Raw genomic sequence first — 25113 nt, 5'->3', positions numbered from 1 at the left:
TAATTGGGGCGGATTAGATTTTTCTGGCGTGAAAGGTTGTGCAGTACTAGTCCATAAACCACCTGAATTTGGTGATAGTTTTTTAATTCGAGCATCAATAGAAGGACTTAAATCCGCAGGGATAATGATTTTCATTGGACTTTCGCTATCAATACGATCGCCACGATGTCCTGGATTTAACTGGTAAAGCTCAGCACGGCTCAAACCAGTAATCGAAGCAATTTCATTCAAGCTCACCGGTCCAACGGACACTTCTCTAAAGTGCGGACGGTTGGCAATTGGAGGTAAAGACACTCCATATGCACCCGGATTTTTAATAATTTGTGCCACAGCCAAAAAACGCGGCACATAGTTCATGGTTTCTTGTGGCAGTTTCAGTGACCAGTAATCTGTCGGCAAACCTGCCGCTTTGTTACGGTTAATCGCTTGCTGGATACGTCCCGGACCTGCATTGTAGGCGGCTAAAGCCAGTTCCCACGAACCGAACTGGTTGTATAAGCCACCTAAAAACTCATAGGCTGCACGCGTCGATTCGACCACATCACGGCGACCATCGTACAGGCTGGTTTGTTTTAAACCATAAATACGGCCAGTACTTGGAATAAATTGCCACATTCCGGCTGCTGCTGCACTACTGGTTGCTGCAGGGTCATAGGAACTTTCAATAATGGGCAATAAAGCCAGTTCAGTCGGCAAGCCACGACGCTCTGCCTCTTTCACCGTATGGTAAAGATAACGTGAAGCACGTGCGCTCAAACGGTCTAAATACGGTTGACGCGAAATAAACCAGCCGCGCTGTGCCTCGATACGAGAGTCCCAATGGGTTTGATCCATTTTAAAACCCACGGTCATGCGTTTCCAAACATCACCGTGTTTTAAAATAAGCAAACGATCTCCCTCTACCGCACGCATATCTGTGGCGGAAAGTAAATCTTCCAAGGAGTCCAAACTATTGGCGTCCAGATAGCCAGAACCCACCAGTTTCGATTTTGATCCTTGCGTTGCACTTTGGCTCGAGGAACAGCCAGTCAGACCTAGCGCAGCTAAAGCTGAACCCAAGATGGTAATTTTAAAAAAGTTGGGTAATAAAGGCTGCCACAAAATCGCGGTTGGTTTATACATAAAGAAATCCAGACAACTCGTATAAAATTTATTTTTTAGATATGCCATTGTAGTGAAGCATGCCTGAGACACAAGGCAATAATTTAGCGCGATTTCACTATAAATGTTACAAGAAATTAAAAAATAAGCATGTTATACGGTTCAAAAGTGCAATTGCGTTATACAATATACTATTGACGCTGTTCAATTTGACTTTCACTCGTTCGGATTTGGTTTATATGACTCAAACAATCACACTCTATGTCGATGGCGCTTGCCGCGGCAATCCAGGTTTAGGCGGTTGGGGTGCATATGTCATTACTGAAACTGAAGAACATAAACTGTGTGGCGGTGTACCGCAAACGACCAACAACCGCATGGAACTCACCGCAGCCATTGAAGGGATTAAATTCTGCCCAACAGATGCCAAACTGATTATCTGGACAGATTCCAACTATGTGAAACAAGGCATTACCGAGTGGATTCATGGCTGGAAAAAGAAAAACTGGAAAGATGTTAAAAATCCTGATTTGTGGAAATTGCTTGATGCAACCTGCCAAGGTCGTGACATTGAATGGAACTGGATTAAAGGTCATGCTGGACATCCGGGTAATGAAATGGCAGATCAACTTGCTAATCAAGGGGCCGATCAAACCTTAAGAGCCATGAAAAATCCATCCTCAAAAGCAGAAAAACCATTAGAAGAAACTGTCATTTTAGATAAAAAAAAAGTGGAAAAAGACTGGCTGCTAGATGATCCTTTTGGTTTCGATTTTATGGAATCTGATGTTCAAGATGACAGTGAAGCTTTAGAAAATTTAGAACAAGAAATGATTCAGCCTGAAGGCATGAATGAGGAAGTTGAAGTACAAAATGAAGTTATAGAAAGTGTTGCGCCCGACCTATCCAAAATAGAACATCCTTATATTGTGATTACGCCTCGAACCAAACAGGTTCATGGTCCGCGCCAACTGATTCTGGATACGGAAACCACCGGTTTCTATTTCCAAGACACTGACCGGATTATTGAAGTCGGTGCCATTGAAATGGTGAATCGCAAACTGACCGGCAGCTCCATTCACATTTATATCAATCCGAAAAAACCGGTCGGTGATTCTGAAAATATTCATGGTATTTCAGATGCCTTCTTACAAGACAAACCTGTCTACGCGGAAATTGCTGATGTACTTTTTGAGTATTTAAAAGGCGCAGAAATTATTGCGCATAACGCCAGCTTCGACATGAACTTCCTCGATATGGAGTTCAAACGTGCGGGCTTTGTGGCTTTGTCGGAAGTGTGTAAGGTTACCGATACCTTGGCCATGGCGAAAAGCAAACATCCCGGGCAGAAAAACTCCCTTAATGCTTTGGTTCGCCGTTACGAAATCCCACAACGAGACCGTACTTTCCATGGTGCCTTACTCGATGCTGAAATCTTATCCGATGTCTATTTAGCCATGACTGGTGGTCAAGTCTCCTTCGATATGGATACCTTGACCGCGAGTGAGCAACAAGAGGCACAGACTGCGCGCCTAAGTGTACAAGTAGAACTCTCTGTCATCTTGCCTTCAGAACAGGAACTTGAAGCACATGAGACATGGGTCAAAGAATTTGAAGAAAAACATGGCACAGCTTGTCTTTTTACAAAATAAAATCTACATTTCTAGTGGTTTTTTGTATTTAAACGTTTAACAGTTAAGTTATAGTTGAATGTAAAGAAGTTTCGCCCTTAACAGGCTGCTCATAAACAGATAAAACACTAGGATAGGTGCAGATACATGTCTTACCAAACCTCTATTCATTTTGACCCAACTGCATTGCTGATAATAAAAAATGAGGTTGATAACTCAATTAAACTAGTCGAATCAGCGGTTAGCAGCTTAGCAGAAGATCAAACTTTACCTTTTGGTATTGATGATGCACTGAATCAATTTGAGCAATGTGCCCAAGTACTGGCGCTGATTGATATGCAAAGTCTGGCTAAAATCGCTCAATATTCTGCAGAGTTAATGCGCAAAATCATGGGGAATCCTGCGCAAATTAATACGCAAGAGGTGATCGCCTTAAGTGAAGGCACCACCATGTTGAAGCGCTATATCGAATTCATTTGCTTGCGCGAAGTTAAAATTCCGCAATTCTTACTTGATACGCTGAATCGCATTGAAATTGTCTTGGGTAAACCTGTTACTCATGAAGGTCAGCATATTGAGTCATTAATTGACAACTTTACCCCTGATTTTCAGCTTCCTAAAGCACCAAGCTTAGAAAAGTCTAAATATGTGCATCGCTTGTATAAACTGTCATTAAACAAGCTGATTAAACAAGAAGAAACCGAATTTGATCTACAAGCGATTAAATTGGTCGGTGCATATTTAGCCGGTCTTGCTGAAAATACGCCAAGCAAGCAATACTGGAATCTGGTACATGTTGCATTTGACCAGATTGATCACTTGCTTCTGAATGATCCGCGTTTACGTACTTTGGTCAGTATTGAACGTAACATGGCGCAATATTTCATTACGCCTGATCGTTTTAAGCCAAGCTTGCCGGATTTAGCTAATATTTTAAGTTTGTGTATTAGCCAGGAAGATGAGACTGCGCAGCATATTCGCAACCAGCTTAATCTGGGTGAAGACCATCTGACCGATACGCAATTACAAGTGTTCAGCCGTCATCTATATGGCCCTGATTTTGATACCATGCATACGATTAGTGAACTTGTGACCACGGAAATGACACAAATTCGTAACGCTATCGAATACAACTATCAAAATATGACTCCGGAAAAAGCGCGAGAGTTACAAGACAAATTAACCAGTCTTGCTAATATTTTCAAAGTGTTAAATCTGAATGAAGCCTTTAATGATTTATCGCGCCAAGCAAGTTTACTCAGCAGTGCTGAAGTACTTCAAGATGAAGGTTTTGCACAGCAATTGATGAATTGCATTCTATCTGCAATGAATTCAATTGGCGTACTGGAACGCCATCACACCTCAAGCCGTTTACAGCTTCGTGTGCATAACATGAATATCTCTTTAGACCGTTTAGATGAAGCGCATGCTGCTTTGCTGAATGAAACCAAAGCGGTGATTGATCTTTCCAGCCAAGCCTTAATGCAATATTTACAAGACAACAATTTGGCAACTGTAGAAAATACACCGACCCAATTACGTGAAATTGGCGGAGCATTATTGTTCTTAAATGCTGAATCAGGACAAATTGCATTAAAAACTGCGGCTGACTTTATTCAGCAGAGAATTGAAAGTTCAACAGTAATTAATGCTGAACAAATCAATCATACCCTCGACACTTTAGCCAGTGCCGATATGATGATTGACAATTTAAAATATAAACAGCCTGTATTGCAGTCGATGTTTGATGTAGCATTACAAAGTAGCGAAAAACTGAAAACTATAGCCTAATGTCTGAATTATCAATTGCTTATATCTTTCATCAACATCAACTCTTGGTGGATGAAAACTTTCAACTTCCTCAAGTAGAACGGTTAGCAAGTGATCTTCACTTCAACGCGGGTGATCAAGTGATTGCCCGTGATCTTCTCGAAGATGAACCCATCCCTCAAGGCTTGCAGTTGGTTCCCATCCGTCAGTTATTGACGCTCTGGGATACAAGGCAATTCGAACATGCCAGTCGTGCAATTCAACTTTTAGAATGGCGTAAAAACCATAAATTCTGTAGTCATTGTGGACATCAGACAGAAGCACATCCGACCGAATATGCCATGATTTGTCCTGCTTGCCGTTATCACCAATATCCGCGGGTACAACCCTGTGTAATCACGGTCATCACCCGCGGTGATAACGAAATCTTGCTGGCTAAAAATGCAAAAAACAAAACCAATATGTATGGACTGATTGCCGGTTTTGTCGAAGTTGGAGAAACTTTAGAAGAAGCAGTACGTCGTGAAACTTTTGAGGAAGTCGGATTAAAAGTAAAAAATGTGCAATATCTTGCCAGTCAACCTTGGCCATTTCCGAGTAATTTAATGCTCGCTTTTCGGGCTGAATATGCTTCTGGCGACATTAAGCTTCAAGAAGAAGAAATTAGCGATGCGCAATTTTTTAAACTGGATCAACTGCCCGAAATCCCTTTTAAAGGCAGTATTGCTTACGCCATGATTAAACACATTACCGAAGGTCATCCTGTTGCAGATGATACCCGTGAATGGTTGTAAGCTAGGATTTTAATGCTTCATCCAAAGCCGCTAAAATTTGTTTTTTGGTCTGAAAAAATCGGCTAAACAAACTCGAAACCGACCCCATAATGGAAACATGCCCAGTACCTGGGATAGTAATCATCTGGCTATGGTTACCCCTTTCCTGCAACATGCGATGCATATCTCTTGAATTGTTATGACTGACCACTTGATCATTGGCGGCTAAAAACAGGTAATGCTTCACCGTATTCGATTCAATAAAATAATATGGCATCACATGTTGATAAGGGATGCTCTGATCAAACGCATCGGCACACAATGGATCATCTTTGTAATCAAAATGATAAGGCCCAGATAATCCAATAATTGCTTGAATTTGAGCGCGGCAATGCAAGGTATACGGCTTTGGATGATACAGTGCCGACATGACATTAAATGCACCCGCTGAATGCCCCATCAACACCAGTTTTTCAGTCCGAATATTCAGTTTGGATTGATGCTGGGTCAGATAATTTAATGCTAGGCTCAGGTCATCGATATAACTGGGGAATACATGTTCAGGTGCCAGATGGTAATTGATCACCGCAACGTCATAGCCCTCTTTCGCAAAGGCTTCACCGACAAAGCGATAATCTTTTTTATCTCCATGTAACCATGCCCCGCCATGCACAAATACAATTAAAGGGCGCTGTTCACGAGGTATTTCAGCAGTAAAAATATCGAGGCGTTGCCGTGCTTTTAAGCCATAAGCAACGTTTTCAACGACCGAATAACCCTTTTTAGGGGTTAAACGATTCAGTGCATAACTACCAAAATCGTAAAGGCGAAAATCTTTGGAAAACATTTTCATCAATACGACATTTTGTTGCAGTTTGTTTTTGACCACTTGAGTTACATTATTGAGCATTCGCAGGCTCAGCTTGATCGGGATCAATGGCTATAGGCGTTTGTTCAATCGGTTGTGCATTTACTACAGGACTGCTAAAGCTGGAAGTCACTGCACGTGATTGCTCAACATTATCAATTAGGGTAATAATTTTATTTACATTCCCAACTTGCTCAAGTACCTGATTAAGATCGGTGATTTCAGCACTATTTAAACGTCCCATCACATATAAAATGCCATCTTCGGTGTGAATGCGGACCTTACTATCCGATACCACGCCAGCTTTCATGATCAGCCCACGTGTGTTGGCTGTAACCGTGGTATCTTGCATAATAGTGGCATAACCAATTTGGTTACCCACGGTAATATAATTATGTACAGTTTTGACATCCGTCATGGCGCGTACATTATCTTCAGCCAATTGCTTTAAATGCGCATCTGGCACTTGGCCAGTCAATAAAACATTGCCATGAAAACTTTCAATATTGACACGTGATTGTTTAAATCTTGCATCCAGTTTATACAAATTGATTTTGGCAGTACGTTCTATAGAAGAATCAATAAACACCTGGCCAAGTGAACGAGCACCACTCTCTGTTCCGACTGGAGCGGATCCAGTGCCACCAGAGATGAAACTTGCACAACCAGATAAACTTGCTACACACAGTAACGTCATTGCAATACGGTTAAACACTCAGCAAGACTCCTAATCGTTAATTTCAGTTCTATTTTATTTCAGCATTTATGCTCTGGTTTTGTTCAAAGATTAATGAACTCTTGATCAAAAGTAAAAGCATTTTCAATCCATTGTTGATCATAAGTGAATTTGGAAAAATCTTGCTGTATTGTTTTTGCAAATTGTTGAAAAAAATCAAAACAAATCACATCAAAACGACAATAAAACTGTTGGAATTGTGGATGAGTATTTAAAAAACATAATGCAGATTTCATAATCTTCTTTTGCTTAGCGAGTGAAATCGTTTCGCATGAGTGGGCATATCGAGTTGCAGAGCGTGCTTTCACCTCCACAAATATCAATTCTTGACCCTTTTGTACAATCAGATCAATCTCCCCATAACGACAATGATAATTCGTGACCACAAGGGTAAAACCTTGAGCTTGTAAAACGCTTAAAGCTTGTTGTTCTGCCCATTGGCCTAAATTTAAATTGGTTTGATTATTATTTTTCATTACAAGCTCTTAATGCCTTTTTTTGATATTCTCAAAACAATGTGGAATGCGCCGAATATGATTATCGCTGATTTAAATCAACCCTGTACGGCCCTAAAATTCAATACTTTTTAAATTTTGTTCAGCTAAATATTGTTGAGCAATATGCCAGACACCACCACCCAAGGCCAGCAGTCATTGATACGGCATGGAAAACAGGTTTTTTTTGATAGGCTGGAATCAGATCTGGCCAGATACTCCCATATAAGGCAGGTAATCAAAAAATTTTACCCCTTGCGGAAAGACTTGATTTTGTTCAACCGCATGCGCTAATACATAGAGACTTTGACGAGGTAAATCGCTTAGGCTATTGATCCTTGTATTATTTCCAAGTAACAATGAACCGCTTTGCTTGGTCAGTTTTTTGGGGAGTTCTTCTACTATAGAAATCGGATAGTCAACATGTCCTATTAAGGATATCAAAAACAGTAGGCTTTTCTCCTCTGGACCCTTTTGCCGAAAAACATACAGCTGCTGTATTTTATCTTTCTGCAAGATTTGATGTAGGGCATGAGCATCATCTTTCTTGGATAGACTAAACTCCTAGACATTGTCCGTTTGGACAGTCGCTTCATTTAAAGCCAAAACACGAACTTTGGGTTTGCTTTTAATTAACGCTTCCCGCTCATTACGTGCTAAAGACTCAATCACCATTTGTGTTTTATGATTCACATTTATTTTTAACAGCTGGGCAACTTTTTTTTGCTCCGAGTTTACAAATTTAATTGGGGTTTTCTGGTTTGATGCTTGATAAGCACTCATAAAACCATGTTTGATACTTAATCCGGCTCGCGCCATAGGTCCCGATTCAGGTAAAATGACCAACACTTCAGCTTGTGCCCGGTTAAAAATGCAATACAAGATGCAGCCCATCAAATTATTTTTATTATTCAACATTGGAAAAACCTTATGAGTGCTCAGTTATTTGTTGTAGCGACCCCAATTGGGCACTTAGATGACATCACTTATCGTGCGATTCATGTTTTACAATCGGTAAGTATTATCGCCGCAGAAGATACGCGTACTTCTGCTCAATTATTAAAGCACCATAATATATCAACTCCCCTGACTGCGTGTCATGAGCATAATGAAAGTAACAAAATTGATATATTGATCCAAAGATTGCTGAATGGCGAAAACATGGCGTTAATTAGTGATGCTGGTACGCCGCTGATTAGTGACCCGGGTTTTAAATTGGTTCGTGCCGCGCAAGAAAATAATATTCGTGTGATTCCTGTACCGGGTGCTTGTGCTGCAATTGCCGCACTTAGTTCGGTGGGTTTACCGAGCGACCGTTTCAGCTTTCAAGGCTTTTTGCCTTCGCGTCAATCCCAGCGCCGAATTCAGTTAGAAAAACTGAAAGATGAAACCCAAACTCTAATTTTTTATGAAGCACCGCATCGTATTTTAGAGTCCGTTAAAGATATGGCGGATATTTTTGGTGCAGACCGTCCGGTTGGTTTTGCCCGTGAAATTACCAAAACATTTGAAACCATCAAAAAAATGACTTTGGCCGATTTGATTCAGCTGATTGAATCCGATCATAACCAGCAAAAAGGTGAAATTGTTTTAGTGATTGGTGGTGCGACGGTAGAAAAGGATTTAGATCAAGAAAAACTGGATCAGTTATTGACTCGTTTATTGCAAGATTTATCGGTAAAAGCTGCTTCACAATTGGCAGCAGATTTGACTGGAATCAAAAAGAAAGTTGCGTATCAACGTGCGTTGGAACTCACTCAGCAAGATTAAAAAATGAGCCATTGAAAACTAAAAAAGCATCACAAAAGTGATGCTTTTTATAGCCTAGGGCAAAATCAAGCAGTAGAACGCTTAACCCTTAGCAGATTCATCTGCGGGAACTTCCGTAATACGACCACCTTGGGCAAGAAAAGCAGCAAGCTCATCTTCTAAGGCTTGGCGCTTTTTAAGTTTAGCCGTCACGGTTAAAGTTTCTGCCTCAGCTACATCTCCGTCAGTGGGCGTAGCTTCACTAACAGATGCACCTTTTTCAGCAGCTTTCGCTTCATCTTCATCTACTGCAGATTCTTCTGCTTCATCGTAGTCATTCATATCTGTCATGGCTGGTTCTCCCCAAAAATAATGTCTATCGTTCCAATGTGAATTGGTTTTGAATTAGGAAGAAATTTAGCAATCTCTGATCGTTTCGCATAGAGTTAAATGCAAAAAAATCGTATCTTTTATGATCAGAAAAGTAAACTTATATGAATATTTGTACAAAAAACAGCTCTTCAGTTTCAAACTGCATAACAAGTGTCTTTTAAGACCTGTAATCCGTTGGCTTGAGACATAAACGCATCTTTGAAGGCAGCGTGTTGTTCGACTTGTTTTAAGCCAAAATTTCGCGCCCAAACCACAGGGAAAAGTTGTGTGGTTTCCATCCAGCCAATCGCAGACATGCTGTGCATCATGGCATCATTTTGACCTTTACGGCGGTGTTCATAGCGCTGTAAAGTTTGTTCATGTGCCCATACACCTCGCTTTTTGTCATGCAGTAATACATCACATAAAATGGCAGCATCCAGACAACCAATATTTACCCCTTGTCCTGCAAGAGGATGAATTACATGTGCTGCATCGCCAATCAGGGCTAAGCCCGCTTTCACATATTGCTGCGCGGCACGTGCTTTAAGTGGGAATTGTGCTCGTGGTGTCGCTTCTAATACATTACCCAACATGTGATGACTCTCACGGGTTAAAAGTTCATGAAATGCGGCATCATCTAGAGCTGCGTATTCTTCTGCGTAATCATCAGGTAATGTCCAGACAATCGATTGCCAATAGCCGTCTTGTTCTGGCTTTAAGCTGGCCATCGGCAAGAAGGCCAAAGGGCCGGTTTCAAGGAAAATTTGACGCGCTATATGTTGGTGTAGCTGTGCAGTCCGAATGGCACAAGTTAAACCGGCTTGCTTGTAATCTAAAATATCCAAGTCAATAAAGGCTTGTTCCCGGACAAATGAATTTGCACCATCGGCTCCAATCACCAACTTGGTTTTAAGCTCTGTGCCGTCAGCCAGATGAATGTGCCAGACGCCCACACCTTGTTCTACGCGTATGACTTTGACTTGGGTGCGGTAATCTTGCAGTTGTTGCAGCATTTTTTGCTGAATGGCTAAATTCAAAACACTCGGCTCAACCATGGAACCTAAAGTATGTTCAGCGCCGGGTATATTTTGACTGGGTTGACCAAAATTGATTTCACCATAGCCATTTTTATTCCACACCTGCATGCCGCTATAGGGCATCTGACGGGCAAGCTTTTCCCACACATGCACGGTTTTAAGCAAATGAATCGTGGCTTGGCTAAGGGCCAAAACCCGTGAATTTGCAACAGAAATAACTTTTTGTTCATCTAAAATAGGTGCAGCATCGAGTACAGTCGCTTGAACACCCCCTTGAGCCAGCAACAATGCGGTTAAACCACCCACCAAGCCACCACCAATAATTACCGCATCCAGAACGTCACTCATGCTTTTAGCCCCATTGCATAATTTGCTACCAATGGCTTCACGCCCGGAATCATATCAAAAGCAAGCAATCCGGTATTACGAATCAATTTGAGCACTGGATTTTGATTACTAAAACCACGTACAACACTGTCACAGAACTTGATCACACGTTGTTGATCAGTTAAGCGAGCTGCTTCATAAGCAAGCAGCATGCTTGGCTCGCCAATATCTGCTGATTTGGCTAGCTGATCGGTTAGAGAACGTACCAGTACATAAGCATCTCGCATACACAAGTTAAAGCCCTGCCCTGCAACTGGGTGAATCGTGTGTGCTGCATTGCCCATCAAGACCACACGACCGACTGCCTGCTTTTCGGCAAGCACTTGTGACAAAGGAAAACTAAAACGGCGACCAGTTTTTTGGAATTTACCAGCTCGGTCACCATAGGTTTCTTGCAAGGCATCCAGAAAATGTTGATCGTTTTCTTCACCGAGCCATTCTTGCTCTGTACCTTTTTTCACCGGCCAAACCACTGAACGACGATATTCACCCGGTAAGGGTAACAGTGCTAAAGGCCCCAGCGGGCTAAAACGTTCAAAACCGACATGATGATGGGGTTTCGATGTTTGTACCGTCGTGACAATAGCGACCTGATCATAATCATGCTCATCTGCACCAATGCCCAAGGCTTCACGACAGAACGAATCACGACCATCAGCTGCAATGACCAGTTTGGATTGCACAGATAAGCTTTCTTCACCGCGTACAGCTTCAATCTTGGCGTGATCAGCATCTTGTGTGAGTGAAGTAACTTGTACCCCATCAATTAATTCAATCAATGGCTGCTTTCGAACTTCAGTGAGCAATACACGACCCAACCAGGCATTTTCAATCACTTGGCCAAAGCTTTCGACTTTTTCTTGTTCTGCTTTAAGTCGTGCCTTACCAAAACTGCCCTGTTCAGTAATATGTACCTCAAGAATTGGCGTTGCATGTTCTTGCAAGGCATTCCAAAGCCCAAGTTCTTGATAGATTTGAACACTGCGACGTGACAAGGCACTATTTCGCGCATCAAAACTAGAATGATAGGGGGCAAGATTGGCATCATCATAATTTGGGTATTTAATGGCTTCGAGCAGTTTAACTGCAATATTTGCTTTGGCTAACATCAAAGCGAGGCTAAGCCCCACCATACCACCACCAACAATGATCACCTCTTGTTGCATGTTTTGATCCTTCTATGCCGTATCTATAAGGTCTAGATACTTAAAATCTTGATTGATTTTATATTAGCTCAAAAATTTTTATTTTTATAATGAAATAGATGGTCTCTCGTAAGTGACCTTTAATTATTAGTAACTTTGGACTCCACAGATGTGAGTACATTGTCACCTTTTCTCACCCAGAAATTTTTTACTCTTACTGATTTAAAATTGTAGAACAACCATTGAAGAATATATGAAATACAAAAAATGAATAAAAATCACATTTTTTAAGAGGTGGCTTCAATTGGTTAAAGTACTTTAATAAAGCATGAAATTTCAACAGAAAAACACATAAGTTTCGATATGTTATTATAAAAAAACGGAGCTTAAGCTCCGTTTTTTTATCTAGCGCAACTGGGTCATCAAAATTAAGCCCATCCTAAATTACGGAAGAATCGACTTAAATTAGAATGCTCAAGTTAGTCTATGTATTTGATCATTGGTCGTTAACGCACAATATTCGCAGAGTCAGTATGATGTACTGTTCTGCTTAATTTTGTACCTGTATAAATCAGGTAAAGTGCCGACAAACCGACCAGAACATACACAATTCGAGATAATGTGCTCATTTCACCAAAGATTGCAGACACTAAATTGAAATCAAATGCACCAATTAAGCCCCAATTGATGCCACCAATAATGGTTAAAGCATAAGCAATCCAGTCTATAGTATTTAATCTCATATTTTTTCTCCCGCTCTTGTTTAAGTTTCTTTGAGGATCAAAAAAAGTATGAGAAGGAAAGTAGATTTAATATGTTGCTTTGATGCAAAAAATAGATTTTCTGTGTTGAATTAGTGTCATTTTATAGATTTTAAATTTTAACTTGGTTGGTTTTATTTAAGTTATTCGCGATAAACGTAAGTGAAATTACTCTGCAATGGTTGCAAACATCTCATAATCTTGCTTGAAATATAATAGGTCTGTAATAAAAAGCCGATCATCTGATCGGCTTTTATATTAAAAATGACTTAAGCTACTTTAGCTTTAGCCATTAATGCTTCAATATCTTCTACAGATTTAACCACTGCAGCTGTTAAAACTCGCGGTCCCTTTTCAGTGGCGACAACATCATCTTCAATACGGATGCCAATACCACGCCATTTCGCGTCAACGGTTTCATCATCTGGTGCAATATACAGTCCCGGCTCAACGGTAACCACCATGCCTTCTTCATAGGCACGCCATTCACCGTCAATTTTATATGAACCGACATCATGTACATCCATACCTAGCCAGTGACCCGTCCCATGCATATAGAACTGACGGAAGGTTTCTTTCTGAATAATTTCTTCAATATCGCCTTGCATCAAGCCAAGCTCAACCAGACCCTCAACCATAATGCGAACAGCAACATTATGCGGTTCCTTGTATGAATTACCGATACGTACGGCATCAATCGCTGCAAGTTGTGCTTTTAAGATCAGCTCATACAATACTTTCTGTTCAGGGCTAAACTTACCATTGACTGGAAAAGTACGGGTAATATCTGATGCATACAATTGATATTCACAGGCAGCATCAATCAGGACTAAATCACCATCTTTCAGCTCTTTGTCATTTTCCACATAATGTAGAATACAGCCATTCGCGCCCCCACCGACAATGCTGTTATATGAAGGCACGCAACCGTTTTTACCAAAGATATAATTGATTTCTGCTTCAAGTGCATATTCCATCATGCCCGGACGCACAGTTTGCATGGCACGAGTATGTGCTTCACTACTGATGTTCGATGCATGTTGCATCAATTCAATTTCTTGTTTCGATTTGTGCAAACGCATTTCATCTAAAATACGATCGAGCTGAATTACATGTGCTGGTGCAGAAGTACCTCGACGTGATTCACCATTTGCCTCAGTAATCCACTTTGCCACACGTCCATCAAAATCTGCTTGCTGCCCGATGCGATAAAACAGTTTTTGCTTGCTCAGCAATTTCTCGATGATTTCTTCATCAAGTAAATCAATCGCATAGGCTTCGTCAGCTTCATAATCATCGACTGCACCCTCTACACCGGCACGGTAACCGTTCCATATTTCCATTTCACGGTCACGTTCACGGCAGAACAAGCTATAGGTATAACCTTCATCAATAGACTCAAAGGTCTCAATGACAGCCACTGCTTCAGGTTCTGCAAATCCCGTCAGATAAAAAAAGCTGCTGTCCGCACGAAATTTATAATCTGCATCACGGTTACGCATGGCAACCGGACTGGTGGCAATAATCGCAATACTGTGCGGACCCATTTCTTCTGCCAGGCGGTCGCGACGTTCCTGAAAATCTGCTTGAGTCAGTTTCATCATTGAGTTTACTTTTGTCTGTTATGAATGGAGTTTATAACTTTTTAAATAGCTGGTTTGTGAACCAAAATCGCCCGAATTAGCTCGGACGATGCGGTGTAAACATTTCTACCACACTGCTTACCTCTGTTGCAGCTGCACTTTTCAATTGAGGTTGAAGCTTTTTCAGTAATGGGGTTTCTGCAATTTCTACTTTCTTGCGTCCCAAGGACAGGCTAACAGGAATTAAGCGAACAAATTCATAAAGTTCCTGATAGCTTGCTTCGCCTTCTTCGTCATCGTCAGATTCTTCAAATTCAACTGCTGCAACATCTTGAAGATGTTCAATCCATTCGACTTCATCTTGACGGATATGACCTGAAGCCAAACCAAAACCGAGTACCACCCCTGCACACCAATCTGCCAACGCTTGAACACGATCAGCTAGAACATGTTCATCATCAGGAAGCAGTGGTAAATAGTCCAGTTCATCATCTGATAAAGCATGAGAAATATCTTCCGCTTCCTCTGCGAGCAAATTCAGAACGTGATCATCCAATGCTGGAATTTCAAGGGTTGCTAAAATTTGTTGCCATTCAGCGCTTGTTGGGGCCTGAGTAACACAAACAATACCTGTAAGTAAGCCATGTAACTCACTTGGGCTTGAAATCTCTTCGATTTTTGAAAAATTGTGGTGCCATTCCGACCAACCTGAAATATCGTCTTGCATTCGTTTATCCAATCTCTATACTTCGTATATATTACCTTTGTTTGCAATACTGTGCGACTACGATATGTTAGAAGAATTACAGCGTCTACAGGCGCATATTGGCGTTTTAAAAACGCGACTTACGCATTATGAAAGTGAAAATAGTGCACTCAACGCGGCAAAAGAAAATTCTGCCGAACATCATCATGCCCAAATTGTGCAAAAGAACGGCATCATTACCAAGAAACAAGAAGAAATAGACGATCTTAGCGAGCAATTAAGCGATGCACAGTCTCAATTCAAGCAATTGAATACGGATGCGACCTCTTTAGCTGATCGTTATAGCCGTTTAGAAAAAAGTTGTACCGATCTTAAAAATCGTTTTCAGGAAATTCTGGCTGAACGTAATGAATTACGCGTCATTAAAGAAAAAATGCAAAATGAACAACGTCTTGCTCAACAGGAAATTCAGGGTTTGCAGCAGGAACGAGAAAGATTGTTACAAAAAAATGAACATGCCAAGGCCAAGGTTGAAGCGATTATTCAACGCTTGTCTATTTTAGGCACTGCTCAAGATCAGCACGCGCAAGAAATTCAACAACTTGCTCATCCAACAGAAGCGAATGAGGACATCTAAGCATGAGTGAACAAATTGCTGTTGAATTGCGTGTATTGGGACATAATTTTCGTTTAGCCACCACTGAAACTGAAAAAGTGGATCTGGAACGTGCGGCTGAATTGTTAAATGAAAAATATGATGATTTTCGTCGTAAAGCGCCGCGTTTAGAGCCAACTAAACTGATTATCATGGTGGCTTTAGAGCTAATGCAAGAAGTGCTGGCGATGAATAAATCGTTGCAAGAGTATGCCCACTGCGAACGCTTACTGGCGACCATTTTAGAAGATGTGAATGATTTGACTTAATTTTGGTTAAAATTGGGCAAAGTATCGACAGTTGAAAGGTTAGTTTACAGTTCCTGCACACGGATGATTTGCCAATACGTGATTATTGGTTATACTTATCTCATCTCTGAGATGTTCGCCAGCGAGTCAGATTCCCCTGAGCCGATATCTACACCCCCGGATGCGTTCTGTATATTTAGAGTGTATGCCTGCCTTCGAGTAGGAAACCCAGCAAGTATGCGCCGCGTCCACCTTGAACTTTAGGGTTCAAGGGTAATGACATGCAGCGGCATCTTCGGAGTGTTTTATTTAATTTAAAAATAAAAAATGATAGAAATTAAAATAATTTATAAAATACAGTTCTTATATTATCCAAAAAAATACACCCTTTTTAATACACTGTAGAAAGATAAGTAATATGTTGTAGCGTGTTATTAGAAATTCTAATTTCTACCTAATACTCATTCCTTCCCAATAACAGCTAAGCAAAAATTTTACTGACTCAATTCACCCCTCCCCCATCAATAAAGTCTTTTATCTAGCCACACTGCCCTATTTTTTATAAATATAAAGAAGATATTAAAATTATTTTATTGAAAAAAATATCAAATAGAAAACTTAAATGCAAAGTTATATCCATGCCCCGTATTTAGTTGAACCAGCTCGTCGTTTAGCTAAGTCATTACTTATGCATATCAACAGCGGTATTTAATAGCAAAATAACGCAAAATAAAGTAACTCATCAATGCTACAAATGATGAGTAACAGCGAATTTTTACCTCTATCGTTAGCATTTAAAATAAAAGTTATATAAACAATAGGATATTATCCACAGCATGCTGTAAATACTTATACCGGTCGCATGACTGAATATTTGTGTCAATGCTAATCATGCAGATGAAGAATGGAACCAAATATTAAAGGTATTTTAAGTGCTGAGAAGTCCTAAAAATCTTGATTAAACCTATCCAATCTATTCGGTATATATACCCACTATCTGATAAGCACTGGTTTGCTTGTCTGACCAAATTTATATTTTTAATATTTAACCTAAACACTCAAATGACCTAGGGCTTTGTTAGAGATTAAAATTAAAGACTATAAGTTACGCTTAAGTTTCATTCTCTCTTTTAAAAATCGCAGTAAATATATTTAAAAATATAGGCCCCAATCTCAATTAGAGCCTAGGCGATCTATAAAATTTATTTTTGCTCTCTGAGTGGGTTTTCAGGTTCTTGATTTGGTTTTTTCTGTGGGTCAGCATGCTGGTTAGAATCTTTTTTACCTTTATCCTGATTAGATTCTTTTTGTGGATTTGATTGATTGTTTTGTTGATTAGTCATATGTACTCCATTGATCAATAATTATAAAAAATTACTTTTACCGTCATCCAATGCAGCTTGATGTTTAGGGCACAATGGGAACCAGACTCTTGGCTTGATAACTTATCGGTACTCGACTGCTGGATTGGCTGAAATACTATAGTATAAAAAAACCGCCATTATGATAATGACGGTTTGGTAAAATTTTGCTCAAAATATTGGGTAGCAATGAATTTACATAAACTACTGAGTTATATCATTATGCTTAATTAAGACGCTAGATAAAATATCTTTACTCGCTACTGACATATGAGCAAAATTAATATTATTTCCTGCTTATTAACGGGGAATATATGAGCAGATTTTTTGTATTTCTACCAATCCCGAATCTGGCTTTTTATCATGCATGAGAAACAAGATAATTGCGTTAAACCAGTCAGAGAATTCACCTTAGACATGCTTTTTTCAAGCAATAATATTTAATCTTGCAACAACCCAGTTTAGAAATAATGTTTTATTGTTGAAATCTGGCGCTGCCACAGCGTCCATGGATATCCATGATTTATTAAAATTGAATATAAATCTCAAGGGTTGAGCCGATTCAAAATCGCCCATCTTATGATCATTCAGTTCGAAGAAAAAATCTTTCAACTTATCAAATTGGTTATTCATCTTGTAATTGGGTGTGACTTTTAAAAAATTATAAATTTGTTCTATCGCTATCAGTGAATTTGTATTATGCATTTTAACCTTTACGTATTTTTTCAGCTCGCAGTATCGCACAGATTTAATCAAAAGCCTGAACTTTCAATATAATATGTAAAAGTACCCAAGATTTTTATCTTGGGTACGCGATATAAATAAATGCCTAGCTTTTCAGTCCTATTCAGACTTTTGCAAACGTAGCGCATTAATGACCACTGACAATGAACTAAGGGACATTGCTACCGCTGCAAGCATCGGGGTTAATAACAGACCAGTGAGTGGATAAAAAATACCTGCAGCAACAGGAACACCCAAACCATTATAGACAAAGGAAAAGGCGAGGTTCTGCTTCATGTTTTTGACACCCAGCTTCGCCATATGAATGGCGTCAGCCACACCACGAACATCGCCTTTAACCAAGGTCACTTGTGCGGTTTGTTTGGCAATATCAGTCCCATTCCCCATCGCAATTCCGACATTGGCCTGCGCAAGTGCAGGAGCATCGTTAATGCCATCCCCTGCCATTGCCACCACTTTCCCTTGCGCCTGATATTTTTTCACAATATCCAACTTTTCACTCGGGGTGCAGTTGCCATAAACATGCTGAATACCCAGCTCTGCAGCAACCAATCTGGCATTCTGTTCATGGTCACCTGTTGCCATCACCACCTCTATACCATCGGCAATCAGTTGATCAATCACTTGGTGTGCATTGTGTTTAATTGCATCATGAATCGAAATATAGGCCAAAACTTCTTGCTCATTGCTCAAGAAACTAATTACATTGCCCTTAGATCGTTGCTGATCAAGTCGCGCCTGAATAGTTTCATTTAATTTTAAACCCAGTTGATCAATCAGTTTTTGACTGCCTACATAAAACATTTGATTTTCAATCTGCCCTTTGACTCCAAAGCCTGTGACATCTTCAAAATCATTAACTTTAATCAGTTGATTATTTGGAACAAGCTTGGCTAAAGTCTGTGCGATTGGATGAGTTGAGTACTGTTCAATTGAGGCAATCCATTGTTCCACTTGCGCCTGCTGCACTTTATTTGAAAGCAATTTAATTTCTTTCAGACTCGGCTTACCTTGTGTCAAGGTTCCGGTTTTATCAATAATTAAAGTGGTCACTTTGCTTAAGGCTTCAATGGCCTCTGCATCTTTAAACAGCACGCCTTTTTGTGCTGCGCGACCTGTGGTTGCCATAACCGACATCGGGGTTGCCAAACCTAAGGCACATGGACAGGCGATAATGAGTACAGCCACCGCACACATGAGCGCCAAATCAAATTGCGCTTTGCCAAAGACCATCCAGGCAATAAAGGTCAACACACTAATTGCTAAAACAATCACCACAAAATATTTGGCAAATACATCGGCAAGACGTTGCAACGGTGCTTTGGAGCGCTGCGCTTCCGCTACAGTCTGAATCATTTTCGCCAATGTGGTATTGGCTCCTACCGCAGTAGTTTGAATACGTATACTGCCCTGCTGATTCACCGTACCGCCAATCACCCGGTCATCAGTTTCTTTTTTCACCGGAACAGGCTCACCCGTCATCATCGCTTCATCGACATAGGTTTTACCTTCCACCACTACACCATCGAGTGGAATCTGATCTCCTGAAGAAATCTGCAAGATATTGCCCTGCTTGACCATAGCAATATCCACTTCCACCACCTGATCATACTGCACCAGTTTTGCGGTATGCGGTTGCAGTTTCAGCAATGATTTTAATGCATCAGCTGTCTTGGCACGCGCTTTCAGCTCCATGATCTGCCCAAGCAGACCTAAAGATACAATCATACAAGCCGCTTCATAATACACAGCGACCCCATGACCGGTTTTGGCTTGCATAGGAATCAGGGATGGAAAAACGGTGGCAACCACACTATAAATAAAGGCTGCAAGTATCCCAACCCCAATCAGGCTCCACATATTCAAATTGCGCGTTTTATAAGAGATCCAGCAACGCTCAATGAAAGGCTTACCCGCCCAGAGTACGACAGGAATGGACAACAGGAGTTCAATCCACGGCTGGATATGTTGCGGAATAAAAGCATGAATATGCGAACCCATCGCCAATACAAATACGATGAAAGTAAGCGGCAAAGTCATCCAGAAACGGTGACTAAAATCGACCAGTTCAGGATTCGGTGCATCATTTAAACTCGGTTGCATCGGCTCTAAAGCCATCCCACAGATCGGACAGGTTCCCGGTCCTTTTTGTACAATTTCAGGATCCATGGGACAGGTATAATCCATATTTGCCGCACCTTCGGGTACAGGTCGCTGATCTGCTGGAATCAAGTAAAATTCAGGATCAGCCTTGAACGTGTCGAGGCAAGATGGATTGCAGAAATAATAAGTTTTAGCCTGATAATCGGTTTTTAAATCAGTTGCAATATCTACCGACATACCACACACCGGGTCAATCTCGGAACTCTGTAAAGATAAAGGATGAGTTCCGTTACAACAGCCAGATTTCTTTTCTTCAACTACTGCTTTTTCTTGTGAACCGCAGCAGGAGGAAACTTTTTGCTTAGTTTGCAGGTATTGTTCTGGCTGCTGATTAAATTTATTCAGACAGCGCTCAGAACAAAAATAATAATCTTGGTTTTCAAATTGCGTATGAAATTTAGAATCGGTTTTAACCTGCATACCACATACTGGATCGGTTACTGTCGCTATACCTGAAAGCATATTTTTTTGATCTGTTTCACCGCAGCAAGATTTTTTTTCTTCTACTTTAGATTTTGACATACAACCGCAACCCGAAGTTTTCGCAGATTCTTTTGCCAAATATTGTTCCGGATGTTGTTGAAATTTATCCAAACAGCCCTTACAGCAAAAATAGTAAGTCTGGCCTAAATATTCAGTATGCGGTTTGGATAAATCCTTCACGGTCATGCCACAGACAGGATCAATATATTGTTGTGTATCCGCTTTTTGACTGCCACAACCTAAGCTCGATGATACAGCCGCTTTTTCTTTGCTGGCACAGCCACAGCCAGAAACAGATTGGGTTTCTTGAAGGTAAGCTTCAGGATTTTCAATAAATTTTTGCTTGCAGCCCTCACAGCAGAATAAATATTTTTTTCCCTGATATGTAAAAGAATGCGCTGAACCGGCAGATACAGTCATCCCACATACAGGATCATTTTTAACCCGTTCAAGAGCTGAATTCTGTTTTTCACAGCAAGGAGATTTTTGTTGCTCATTCATCAGACTCACCTGTTTTATTCTTCAATTGTGCTAGCATAAAGTCTGTACCTAGGTACAGAGTCAAGCCATATTGAGGATGTTTTATGCTCACCATAGGAAAACTGGCCAAACAGTGTCATGTCAATGTTGAAACCATTCGCTATTATCAACGGATCGGCTTAATGCGGGTGCCAGAAACCACGCAGAGTTACCGTTATTACAACGATAAAGACCGGGAAACGTTAAGCTTTATTCAAAAAGGTAAAGACGCAGGTTTGCAGCTCAGTGAAATACAGGAATTATTGCAACTTCAACTGAATGATCGCGAGCAAGTAAGATATGTCATTCAGCAACGTTTAGAAAAAATCGATCAAAGAATTCAGGAATTGCAGGCGCTAAAATCACGTTTAAGCGGTTGGGTCGATGAATGTAAAAGCACAAATGAAAGCTGTTGTCCGATTTTGAAACAACTTAAAAACAGTTAAACTGCAAGACAATGAAGATTTTGATGTTTTTTAGGGGGACAAATAAGCGATGTCAGTAGATCTAAAAATTTTACGCAAACAACTTAGACATCAACGTAGAACCGTGTCCCCTTTTGCACAAAAGCAAGCCCAACAACAGGTGCTGAACCAACTACTACACCTTAAACAATTTCAACACTCAAAAAAAATTGGCGTTTACCTGCATGCCTTTGGTGAAATTCAAACCAAACAAATTATTGAATACTGTTTTAAACAGCATAAAAAAGTTTATCTGCCGATGATTTGTAATATGAATCAGCAATTGCACTGGGTCAAAATTACCCAACAACAATATCGAAACAATCAATTTTCACATCATCCCTTTGGCATGAAAGAACCAATGGCCAGTCGCGGCTTACACGTGTCTAAACTTGACCTGTTAATCATGCCTTTATTGGCCTGCGATATTTACGGTACGCGCATTGGCATGGGTGGCGGATTTTACGACAAAACCTTAGCCAGTGCGGGGCAGCGCCCTTTCCGTTTGGGAATTGCACATGACTTTCAGTTGATTAAAACACGCTTGCATCGCGAAACTTGGGATCAACCCCTCGATGCCTTAATTACACCTTCAAAATATTTACATTTCAAACGTTAAACGGATATTTTTGACACTTAGGAACACTTTAAAATCACACATTTACTCATTTTTTATACATTTTCATTGACCCTGCCCTTGTAATTTTTGAAATACACTTCACTATAAAAATATGGCAACACCGTTGTTACTCATTAGGAGTGCTCATGTCTGAAATTATTATGAATCAAGAAACCTTAGCTTCTGAGGTTCCCCATGTATTACCACTTTTAGCGCTACGAGATGTGGTGGTTTATCCACACATGCAAATTGCGTTATTTGTCGGTCGTGAAAAATCGATCAAAGCAGTTGACGTGGCTCGTAACAGTGACAACCTAGTATTTGTAGTTGCACAACAAGATTCTCTTACAGAAGAAATTGATCACGACAACTTATATCAATACGGTACTGTCGCGAAGATTGTGCAAGTTGTGAATCATGAAAATGATGAAAACTGTATCAAAGTACTCATTGAGGGTATACAGCGTTCTAAACTGGTAAAAATCATCGACAATGATGAATATTTATCGGCCGAACATGCAGTTAGCCCAATGACCGTTAATATTGAAGCGGATTCTCAAGAAACCCGTGTGCAAGAACTGCGCGCTTTATTTGCCCAATATGCAGAAGCAAAATTACGTAATGCACGTGAATTGATTACTGCTGCAAATAAAATCGATGATTTGTTGCAACTGTTGTTCTTCGTGGCCACTCGTGTGCCGTTGAACATCGATGTAAAACAAAAGTTCTTGGAACATGATGACTTTGAAGCACATTTGACTGAACTCATGACTTATTTGTTACAACAATCTGAAGAACAACAGATTGAACAAACTTTGCATGATTCGGTAAAACGCCAAATGGAGAAAAACCAGCGCGAATATTTCCTGAATGAAAAAATGAAGGTGATTCAGCGCGAACTTTCTGACATGAATGGCGGTGCGGAAGATGATGTTGCAGAAATTGAACGTCGTCTTGAAGAAGCTGATTTACCCGAACACGTGCGTAAAAAAGCGGAATCTGAATTCCGTAAGCTTAAAGCGATGCAACCTGCTTCAAGTGAAGCTGCTGTGGTGCGCAATTATATTGAGGCGATTTTAGATACGCCTTGGAATAAAGCCAGCAAAGTCAGCATTAACCTGAACAAGGCACAAGAGATCTTGGATGCCGACCACTACGGTCTAGATGAAGTTAAACAACGTATTGTTGAATACTTGGCTGTTCAATCACGCGTGAAAAAACTCAAAGGTCCTATTCTTTGTCTGGTTGGTCCTCCAGGGGTAGGTAAAACTTCACTGGGTGAATCGATTGCCAAAGCCACAGGCCGTGAATTTGTACGTATGGCTTTAGGTGGCGTGCGTGATGAAGCGGAAATCCGTGGTCACCGTCGTACTTATATCGGTGCGATGCCGGGTAAAGTGGTGCAGTCTTTGACCAAAGTAGGCGTGAAGAATCCACTGTTCTTGCTCGACGAAATTGACAAGATGGCACAAGATTATCGTGGCGATCCTGCTTCTGCCCTGCTTGAAGTACTAGATCCATCACAAAACAACAAGTTCAACGATCACTACTTAGATCTTGATCTTGACCTGTCCGAAGTGATGTTCATCTGTACTGCAAACAGCATGAATATTCCTGAAGCTTTGCTTGACCGTATGGAAGTGATTCGTCTACCGGGTTATACCGAAGAGGAAAAAGTCAATATTGCTGAGCGTTATCTGGTTCCGAAAGCCATTAAGGACAACGGTTTACGTGGTAAAGAACTGACTATTCATGAAGAAGCGATTCGTGACATCGTGCGTCGCTATACTCGCGAAGCGGGTGTACGTAGCCTTGAACGTGAAGTGTCAAAAATTGCGCGTAAAGTCGTGAAAGAAGCAGTTAGCAAAAAAGCTAAAAACTTGCATATTGATGTGACGGCTGAAAACTTGTCTGATTACCTGGGCGTTCATAAGTTCGACTTCGGTATGGCAGAAGAAGAACCGCAAGTGGGTCGTGTAAATGGCTTAGCGTGGACATCAGTGGGTGGTGAATTGCTTTCCATTGAAGTTGCTGCGGTAAAAGGTAAAGGTAAGTTCATTACCACCGGTTCACTCGGTGATGTCATGAAAGAATCCATTACTGCGGCAATGACTGTGGTTCGTACCCGTGCAGATGAACTTGGTATTGAAGCTTCAAGATTTGAAGAAACTGATATTCATGTGCATTTACCGGAAGGTGCAACCCCGAAAGATGGTCCATCTGCAGGTTTGGCATTAACCACTGCCTTGATTTCCGCCCTCACTGGTATTCCTGTTCGCGCGGATATCGCCATGACAGGTGAAACCAATCTGAGTGGCCGTGCAATGCGTATTGGTGGCTTAAAAGAGAAACTTTTAGCAGCCCATCGCGGTGGCATTAAACTGGTGTTTATCCCTCAAGAAAACGTCCGTGACTTGGTGGAAATTCCAGACAATGTGAAAGCGGGTCTTGAAATTAAAGCAGTGAAAAGTATCGATGATATTTTGCCGCTTGCTTTAACTGACATGCCGAAACCTTTGCCTAAAAATCCAATTGTAAAACCGGTTGAAGAAAGCAAAGCTGCACGTCATTAATTGCATTTGGATACAAAAAAGAGAGCTTCGGCTCTCTTTTTTTATGATGAAAAGTTTTACTATATTAGTGAAGCATAAACTTGAAAAGTATACATCTGACCCTCATTTATTATTATAGAAACCCAAATACGCTGTAAGTTTCTGATTAATAAGTTATGTGAATGGTCA

The 25113-nt window shown here is 40.6% G+C and carries 23 protein-coding genes and 1 other RNA gene; 10 read left to right on the top strand and 14 right to left on the bottom strand.

What is annotated here, in order from left to right; genetic code table 11:
* Positions 1–1122, bottom strand: a 1122-nt coding sequence (locus AY606_RS01215; protein ID WP_155858101.1) for a transglycosylase SLT domain-containing protein, incomplete at its 3' end; no start/stop codon positions are given.
* 218 nt (positions 1123–1340) lie between these two features.
* Here AY606_RS01215 and dnaQ point away from each other — a divergent pair.
* The 3 genes from dnaQ (at position 1341) to nudC (ending at position 5296) form a co-directional block, all read left to right on the top strand.
* On the top strand, positions 1341–2753 hold the full coding sequence (dnaQ, locus tag AY606_RS01210; protein ID WP_067863505.1) for a DNA polymerase III subunit epsilon: 1413 nt from the start codon (positions 1341–1343) through the stop codon (positions 2751–2753).
* A gap of 126 nt (positions 2754–2879) precedes the next feature.
* Positions 2880–4523, top strand: coding sequence for a chemotaxis protein (locus AY606_RS01205; protein ID WP_067863501.1), 1644 nt, complete (start codon positions 2880–2882; stop codon positions 4521–4523).
* The gene (gene nudC, locus AY606_RS01200; RefSeq protein WP_067863498.1) at positions 4523–5296 is read left to right on the top strand and encodes an NAD(+) diphosphatase; all 774 of its coding nucleotides are present in this window, start codon (positions 4523–4525) and stop codon (positions 5294–5296) included. Before AY606_RS01205 ends, nudC begins: the two co-directional genes overlap by 1 nt.
* A 1-nt stretch (position 5297) precedes the next feature.
* Here nudC and AY606_RS01195 read toward each other — a convergent pair whose 3' ends face one another.
* From AY606_RS01195 to AY606_RS16460, 5 genes are all read right to left on the bottom strand, one after another.
* Entirely contained in the window at positions 5298–6185 is an 888-nt protein-coding gene (locus AY606_RS01195; protein ID WP_067863496.1) for an alpha/beta hydrolase, read from the bottom strand.
* Positions 6175–6858, bottom strand: a complete 684-nt coding sequence (locus AY606_RS01190; protein WP_067863494.1) for a BON domain-containing protein — start codon at positions 6856–6858, stop codon at positions 6175–6177. Before AY606_RS01190 ends, AY606_RS01195 begins: the two co-directional genes overlap by 11 nt.
* 65 nt (positions 6859–6923) lie before the next feature.
* Positions 6924–7355 (bottom strand): YraN family protein, encoded by a 432-nt coding sequence (locus AY606_RS01185; protein WP_067863490.1) that lies wholly within the window; start codon positions 7353–7355, stop codon positions 6924–6926.
* Between the two features lie 219 nt (positions 7356–7574).
* Entirely contained in the window at positions 7575–7889 is a 315-nt protein-coding gene (locus AY606_RS16465; RefSeq protein ID WP_081408341.1) for a hypothetical protein, read from the bottom strand.
* Positions 7890–7937: 48 nt separating this feature from the next.
* Complete coding sequence (locus AY606_RS16460; RefSeq protein ID WP_081408340.1) at positions 7938–8291, bottom strand: penicillin-binding protein activator; 354 nt, start codon at positions 8289–8291, stop codon at positions 7938–7940.
* A 12-nt stretch (positions 8292–8303) separates the two neighbouring features.
* Between AY606_RS16460 and rsmI the strand changes: the two genes are divergently transcribed.
* The gene (gene rsmI, locus AY606_RS01175; RefSeq protein WP_067863487.1) at positions 8304–9143 is read left to right on the top strand and encodes a 16S rRNA (cytidine(1402)-2'-O)-methyltransferase; all 840 of its coding nucleotides are present in this window, start codon (positions 8304–8306) and stop codon (positions 9141–9143) included.
* An 81-nt stretch (positions 9144–9224) separates the two neighbouring features.
* Here rsmI and AY606_RS01170 read toward each other — a convergent pair whose 3' ends face one another.
* From AY606_RS01170 to AY606_RS01145, 6 genes are all read right to left on the bottom strand, one after another.
* Positions 9225–9473, bottom strand: coding sequence for a hypothetical protein (locus AY606_RS01170; RefSeq protein WP_067863484.1), 249 nt, complete (start codon positions 9471–9473; stop codon positions 9225–9227).
* A 176-nt stretch (positions 9474–9649) separates the two neighbouring features.
* Positions 9650–10882: an FAD-dependent monooxygenase gene (locus AY606_RS01165; protein ID WP_067863482.1), complete on the bottom strand. Its 1233-nt coding sequence runs from the start codon at positions 10880–10882 to the stop codon at positions 9650–9652.
* On the bottom strand, positions 10879–12087 hold the full coding sequence (ubiH, locus tag AY606_RS01160; protein WP_067863478.1) for a 2-octaprenyl-6-methoxyphenyl hydroxylase: 1209 nt from the start codon (positions 12085–12087) through the stop codon (positions 10879–10881). The genes AY606_RS01165 and ubiH overlap by 4 nt, the downstream gene beginning before the upstream one ends.
* Before the next feature lie 485 nt (positions 12088–12572).
* Positions 12573–12809, bottom strand: a complete 237-nt coding sequence (locus tag AY606_RS01155; RefSeq protein WP_067863475.1) for a DUF378 domain-containing protein — start codon at positions 12807–12809, stop codon at positions 12573–12575.
* Between the two features lie 287 nt (positions 12810–13096).
* Complete coding sequence (pepP, locus tag AY606_RS01150; RefSeq protein WP_171255345.1) at positions 13097–14428, bottom strand: Xaa-Pro aminopeptidase; 1332 nt, start codon at positions 14426–14428, stop codon at positions 13097–13099.
* 79 nt (positions 14429–14507) lie between these two features.
* A complete protein-coding gene (locus AY606_RS01145) occupies positions 14508–15137 on the bottom strand; it encodes a UPF0149 family protein (RefSeq protein ID WP_067863469.1) in 630 nt (209 codons plus the stop codon).
* A gap of 64 nt (positions 15138–15201) precedes the next feature.
* On the opposite strand from AY606_RS01145, the gene AY606_RS01140 reads away from it, so the two are divergent.
* From AY606_RS01140 to ssrS, 3 genes are all read left to right on the top strand, one after another.
* Complete coding sequence (locus AY606_RS01140; RefSeq protein WP_067863466.1) at positions 15202–15753, top strand: hypothetical protein; 552 nt, start codon at positions 15202–15204, stop codon at positions 15751–15753.
* A gap of 2 nt (positions 15754–15755) precedes the next feature.
* On the top strand, positions 15756–16040 hold the full coding sequence (locus AY606_RS01135) for a cell division protein ZapA (protein WP_067863463.1): 285 nt from the start codon (positions 15756–15758) through the stop codon (positions 16038–16040).
* A gap of 100 nt (positions 16041–16140) precedes the next feature.
* Positions 16141–16324: non-coding RNA, 6S RNA (ssrS, locus tag AY606_RS01130), on the top strand.
* An 897-nt stretch (positions 16325–17221) separates the two neighbouring features.
* Here ssrS and AY606_RS16245 read toward each other — a convergent pair.
* Together AY606_RS16245 and AY606_RS01120 are read right to left on the bottom strand one after the other, a co-directional pair.
* Positions 17222–17362 (bottom strand): hypothetical protein, encoded by a 141-nt coding sequence (locus AY606_RS16245; protein WP_171255334.1) that lies wholly within the window; start codon positions 17360–17362, stop codon positions 17222–17224.
* An 861-nt stretch (positions 17363–18223) separates the two neighbouring features.
* Positions 18224–21271 (bottom strand): heavy metal translocating P-type ATPase, encoded by a 3048-nt coding sequence (locus AY606_RS01120; protein ID WP_081408339.1) that lies wholly within the window; start codon positions 21269–21271, stop codon positions 18224–18226.
* Between the two features lie 83 nt (positions 21272–21354).
* Between AY606_RS01120 and AY606_RS01115 the strand changes: the two genes are divergently transcribed.
* The 3 genes from AY606_RS01115 (at position 21355) to lon (ending at position 24945) form a co-directional block, all read left to right on the top strand.
* The gene (locus tag AY606_RS01115) at positions 21355–21735 is read left to right on the top strand and encodes a MerR family transcriptional regulator (protein WP_067863455.1); all 381 of its coding nucleotides are present in this window, start codon (positions 21355–21357) and stop codon (positions 21733–21735) included.
* Between the two features lie 49 nt (positions 21736–21784).
* Positions 21785–22372: a 5-formyltetrahydrofolate cyclo-ligase gene (locus AY606_RS01110; protein ID WP_067863452.1), complete on the top strand. Its 588-nt coding sequence runs from the start codon at positions 21785–21787 to the stop codon at positions 22370–22372.
* 146 nt (positions 22373–22518) lie between these two features.
* Positions 22519–24945: an endopeptidase La gene (lon, locus tag AY606_RS01105; protein WP_067863449.1), complete on the top strand. Its 2427-nt coding sequence runs from the start codon at positions 22519–22521 to the stop codon at positions 24943–24945.
* Positions 24946–25113: the final 168 nt, after the last annotated feature.

The sequence above is a fragment of the Acinetobacter sp. SFB genome (genome assembly GCF_001647545.1).
Lineage (GTDB): Bacteria > Pseudomonadota > Gammaproteobacteria > Pseudomonadales > Moraxellaceae > Acinetobacter.
The sequence above is the reverse complement of the archived record's forward strand: the minus strand, read 5'-3'. Positions and strand labels throughout refer to the sequence as shown.

Excerpts from the sequence above, each read along its gene's own strand:
- dnaQ (WP_067863505.1), top strand. The coding sequence starts at position 1,341 with ATGACTCAAACAATCACACTCTATGTCGATGGCGCTTGCCGCGGCAAT.
- AY606_RS01205 (WP_067863501.1), top strand. The coding sequence starts at position 2,880 with ATGTCTTACCAAACCTCTATTCATTTTGACCCAACTGCATTGCTGATA.
- nudC (WP_067863498.1), top strand. The coding sequence starts at position 4,523 with ATGTCTGAATTATCAATTGCTTATATCTTTCATCAACATCAACTCTTG.
- AY606_RS01195 (WP_067863496.1), bottom strand. The coding sequence starts at position 6,185 with ATGCTCAATAATGTAACTCAAGTGGTCAAAAACAAACTGCAACAAAAT.
- AY606_RS01185 (WP_067863490.1), bottom strand. The coding sequence starts at position 7,355 with ATGAAAAATAATAATCAAACCAATTTAAATTTAGGCCAATGGGCAGAA.
- AY606_RS16460 (WP_081408340.1), bottom strand. The coding sequence starts at position 8,291 with ATGTTGAATAATAAAAATAATTTGATGGGCTGCATCTTGTATTGCATT.
- rsmI (WP_067863487.1), top strand. The coding sequence starts at position 8,304 with ATGAGTGCTCAGTTATTTGTTGTAGCGACCCCAATTGGGCACTTAGAT.
- AY606_RS01170 (WP_067863484.1), bottom strand. The coding sequence starts at position 9,473 with ATGACAGATATGAATGACTACGATGAAGCAGAAGAATCTGCAGTAGAT.
- AY606_RS01165 (WP_067863482.1), bottom strand. The coding sequence starts at position 10,882 with ATGAGTGACGTTCTGGATGCGGTAATTATTGGTGGTGGCTTGGTGGGT.
- ubiH (WP_067863478.1), bottom strand. The coding sequence starts at position 12,087 with ATGCAACAAGAGGTGATCATTGTTGGTGGTGGTATGGTGGGGCTTAGC.
- AY606_RS01155 (WP_067863475.1), bottom strand. The coding sequence starts at position 12,809 with ATGAGATTAAATACTATAGACTGGATTGCTTATGCTTTAACCATTATT.
- pepP (WP_171255345.1), bottom strand. The coding sequence starts at position 14,428 with ATGAAACTGACTCAAGCAGATTTTCAGGAACGTCGCGACCGCCTGGCA.
- AY606_RS01145 (WP_067863469.1), bottom strand. The coding sequence starts at position 15,137 with ATGCAAGACGATATTTCAGGTTGGTCGGAATGGCACCACAATTTTTCA.
- AY606_RS01140 (WP_067863466.1), top strand. The coding sequence starts at position 15,202 with ATGTTAGAAGAATTACAGCGTCTACAGGCGCATATTGGCGTTTTAAAA.
- AY606_RS01135 (WP_067863463.1), top strand. The coding sequence starts at position 15,756 with ATGAGTGAACAAATTGCTGTTGAATTGCGTGTATTGGGACATAATTTT.
- AY606_RS16245 (WP_171255334.1), bottom strand. The coding sequence starts at position 17,362 with ATGACTAATCAACAAAACAATCAATCAAATCCACAAAAAGAATCTAAT.
- AY606_RS01120 (WP_081408339.1), bottom strand. The coding sequence starts at position 21,271 with ATGAATGAGCAACAAAAATCTCCTTGCTGTGAAAAACAGAATTCAGCT.
- AY606_RS01115 (WP_067863455.1), top strand. The coding sequence starts at position 21,355 with ATGCTCACCATAGGAAAACTGGCCAAACAGTGTCATGTCAATGTTGAA.
- AY606_RS01110 (WP_067863452.1), top strand. The coding sequence starts at position 21,785 with ATGTCAGTAGATCTAAAAATTTTACGCAAACAACTTAGACATCAACGT.
- lon (WP_067863449.1), top strand. The coding sequence starts at position 22,519 with ATGTCTGAAATTATTATGAATCAAGAAACCTTAGCTTCTGAGGTTCCC.